At 49.5% G+C, this 206-nt stretch carries 1 rRNA gene; it reads left to right on the top strand.

Going from position 1 to position 206, the window contains the following annotated elements:
• Nucleotides 1-206: ribosomal RNA gene (locus I6E11_RS15585) — 23S ribosomal RNA — on the top strand; the annotation flags it as partial.

Here is a 206-nt window from a genome sequence, read left to right as displayed (position 1 = left end):
TTACTATAGCTTAGCATTGAATTTGGGCACGCGATGTGTAGGATAGGTCGGAGGCTTTGAAGCGGGCACGCCAGTGTTTGTGGAGCCGCTGTTGAAATACGACCCTTCGTTTGTTTGAGTTCTAACTTCAGGAAAGAAGGACATTGCTTGGTGGGTAGTTTGACTGGGGTGGTCGCCTCCAAAAGCGTAACGGAGGCTTCTAAAGG

Origin of the sequence: Bacteroides caecigallinarum, assembly GCF_021531075.1 — a bacterium.
Lineage (GTDB): Bacteria > Bacteroidota > Bacteroidia > Bacteroidales > Bacteroidaceae > Phocaeicola > Phocaeicola caecigallinarum_B.
The sequence above is the reverse complement of the archived record's forward strand: the minus strand, read 5'-3'. Positions and strand labels throughout refer to the sequence as shown.